Below are 3,154 nucleotides of genomic sequence, written 5' to 3' on the forward strand. Positions count from 1 at the left end.
GCGATGCATTTCAAAACCCTTGCCTGTGAGTATTGTTTTGACAGGCTCTGGCAGACGCTCTTGCAGATCAAGGGGGATGTCAATTTCAGGTAGCTCAATGCGCGCTGAAAGAAGCAGGCAAACGCTTAGTACTTTATGTTCTCCGCATTCAATGATCTGTGATAGTTGATTTGCGGGCAACAATGAGGGATTAAGTAGCTGAGCAGAAAAGTCGCCTTTCCTATTCACACTAACACTTAAATCAAGTTTATTCCAGATTGTGAATATATCACGTAACCGACCACCTTCGCACCAGCTTAATAAAGTTGCAGCTTGTTTTGTCCAGCCGATAGAGTGATTGAAACCTATCCAGTGTTGTGCAGGAAAGTTCACAAGGCGCTTGGCCATGCGCAGTGCTGTATTCAATTGCTCCTGCCGATCAGTGTCATCACCCTGTCCGCGTTCCCAAAGCTCAGCATTGGTGTGAACTTCCTGCCAGATATCCAGTGGAGAGAAACCTTCATCCAACTTTATAAGAGGAACAATATCGTCAATCTGCCAGTGCTGCATGGTCACTCTCAGCTTTTAATCAAGCACCGTCATCAAAGAACACATCACCGGAGCCAGTCTGTGAAACGCCGCCGCAATCAATCGCGTCACCAATGCGTGCGGCGGGACGACCATTGATGAAAACAGTTGGCGAACCCGCCGATTGCTTGCGACCATGATCTGGTGCCGGACAGGTTGAACATCCATGCGCGGCATAGCTATCACCCACCCGTACAGCCGGAATATCATTCACAAACACATCAGGGCTGCCGCTTGTCGCCGAAGTCGGTGGATAATGGCAGCTATGACCTGAGCCGATATCACCTTTGCGTACACTGGAGGGCATTTATATCAATCTCCAAAACTATATCTATTTGGTTGCGTGTTTGTTTTGATTTCTTTCAATTCATCTCCAGAAGTCCTATAATCATCACTATACATAAGACAAATTCTTTCTTTTTTGTTGTAAATTGCTAACACATAACATTGAATACCATTTATTTTCATACACTCTAGTATATTTTTATCTATATTATTACCAATATCAACCTCAAATTGTCTGATATATTTAAAATCAGTTGTGGTTACGACCATGACATATTCTTTTTTTGGATTTTCTATGATTTTAATATCACTATATATTTTTTTTAAAAATTCATCACTTTTGGTAGTAAAAATAGGATAAAATCTATATAAAGACTGCCTCCCAATTTCTCGATTTATGCTTTCCAGTTTTTCATCTGCACGCCATATATGGCATATTACTTCAGCTGTCTCTTTTGAAGAAGCATAGGCGCTCAATGCTTGTAATATGATGATTAAAACATTAATTAGCAAAACCTTACCGATAACTTTTACCTGATGCATAAGCCAGACCTTTATCAATGGTGGATTGAGGGACAGTTTTTTTTCTTCCCGGAAGATATCTAAAATATTCCAATGCTCCCTGATAGTCGATCAATGGATAATAATCGTCCTTATAGTATAATGGAATGCCATCTTTATCTTTTTTGTTTTTTCTGGCTTCGGCACTATAAGGATTGTAATGCGCTTGTATATCCATCGTGCCCTTTGCTGCGCTTGCAGATGCTCCAATCAAGCCATCATCATCAACGCTGTACAAACATTTCCATCCAAAATAATCCTCAGAACGAATCCACAAAACCTCTGCCCCACCAGCAAAAATCAATTCTCCTTCCAACCCGATAAAATCTACACTTAAGCCATTCAAATCTCTTAATGAAAATGGTTTTTTCGCTTTGATAAGAGTGGCATTCTTCCTTCCTTGATTCCACATTTTCAGTGTTTCAGAGGTTGAAGGAAAATCCTCTCCCCATAAAGCAGGCTTATCTGGATCATTTGAAGGCATATTTTCATTAAGCCCATTCATGTTATCAGTAAGATCCTCGGTTTTCTCACCGACTTTTCTGATCTCCGGTTTCTGAATGATTTTGGCTGCTCGCACGCCAGCACTTGCACCCATGGCATTAAAATAAAATATTCCAATTGCCATAGATTCCAACCCGATAAAAATAAATGTTTTCTGTGAGGCAATAGCTTTTAAAGGGAATCCTCCAGCTGGCCTTACGAAATAACTACGGGATTTAGTTTCGTACTGTCCAACCCAGTCTTCAGGGGCAGCCAAATCATTACCATAAGGAAATATATCAGACATAATATCCTCAATTCAATTTTATCTTTTCACCAGTAATTACCGTTATGCCAGAAGCCACCTCAAATTGGTCTGCATTGATAAGTATCTTCTTTCCCTTTAATATTACTGTCCCATCGCCGAAAATTTGAATTGAGGCTGCGCCGGTGGTGGTATTTATTTTGTTGGAAGATACGATGGAAACGCTGCTATCACCAGAAACCGATACAGCGTTATTACTGTTTAAAGAGATTAATCTTTCAGCTTCTAAATTATAAATTTTATCAACAAAAACATTATAATCAGATTTCGCATATACGACTTTAGGCCCGTATATATTTTGAGTGTAACTATTTTGAACATATAAATACTTGTTTCCATCACCTCGTTGTGTGTATTTATTGATACCCAATTGATTAAAAATATCACTCACACCCTTCCAATCCGGTTTGTAAAAATTATACGTTAAATATGAACTCGCTATTTTTCCTACAACTTCTGTGTTGTCTCCCATTACAAATTTAGAATAGTTGTTTCCAATTTCACTTATATGATTATTATTGATTGAATTAAGTTTATTGTTATCAACCTTCGTTGTTGTATTGTTCTTTATATGTGTATTCATATCTTTTTGAGCATGGACAAACACCTCTTCTCTGCCTTTTTCATCTTCGAAGGAGAGTTCGTTAAAGCCCGGTGCTCCGGGACCATTCTTATGGGTATTTGAACGAATTACCATCTTGGTTTTATCAGCAGGCAAGTTATAAGCAGGCATATTTGTCTCATGATACGTCCTGCCGATGATGATGGGCTGGTCGGGGTCGCCCTCGAGGAAGTCGACGATGACTTCGTGGCCGATGCGTGGGAGCGCCACATGGCCCCATTTGCCGCCACCCCAGTTCATCGACACACGGATCCAGCATGATGAGTCTTCTGCATTGGGTTCCTTGTGGCGGTCCCATGGGAAGTGGACTT

5 protein-coding genes are annotated in these 3,154 nt (G+C 40.3%); all 5 read right to left on the reverse strand.

Annotated features, from left to right (window positions below; all coding sequences use genetic code 11):
• A partial coding sequence (locus ACYSNS_RS14440) for a hypothetical protein (RefSeq protein WP_461723880.1) occupies positions 1–549 on the reverse strand: 549 nt, incomplete at its 3' end.
• Positions 550–568: 19 nt separating this feature from the next.
• Complete coding sequence (locus tag ACYSNS_RS14445) at positions 569–874, reverse strand: PAAR domain-containing protein (RefSeq protein ID WP_461723881.1); 306 nt, start codon at positions 872–874, stop codon at positions 569–571.
• Positions 875–879: 5 nt separating this feature from the next.
• A complete protein-coding gene (locus ACYSNS_RS14450; RefSeq protein WP_461723882.1) occupies positions 880–1,395 on the reverse strand; it encodes a hypothetical protein in 516 nt (171 codons plus the stop codon).
• A complete protein-coding gene (locus tag ACYSNS_RS14455) occupies positions 1,370–2,203 on the reverse strand; it encodes a hypothetical protein (RefSeq protein WP_461723883.1) in 834 nt (277 codons plus the stop codon). Before ACYSNS_RS14455 ends, ACYSNS_RS14450 begins: the two co-directional genes overlap by 26 nt.
• A 7-nt stretch (positions 2,204–2,210) precedes the next feature.
• Positions 2,211–3,154 (reverse strand): type VI secretion system tip protein TssI/VgrG (gene tssI, locus ACYSNS_RS14460; RefSeq protein ID WP_461723884.1); only part of this gene is annotated, 944 nt, incomplete at its 5' end.

This window comes from Bartonella sp. LJL80 (assembly GCF_054871565.1).

Bases quoted from the DNA above. Each gene is read 5' to 3' on its own strand.
- ACYSNS_RS14455 (WP_461723883.1), bottom strand. From the start codon at position 2,203: ATGTCTGATATATTTCCTTATGGTAATGATTTGGCTGCCCCTGAAGAC.
- ACYSNS_RS14445 (WP_461723881.1), bottom strand. From the start codon at position 874: ATGCCCTCCAGTGTACGCAAAGGTGATATCGGCTCAGGTCATAGCTGC.
- ACYSNS_RS14450 (WP_461723882.1), bottom strand. From the start codon at position 1,395: ATGCATCAGGTAAAAGTTATCGGTAAGGTTTTGCTAATTAATGTTTTA.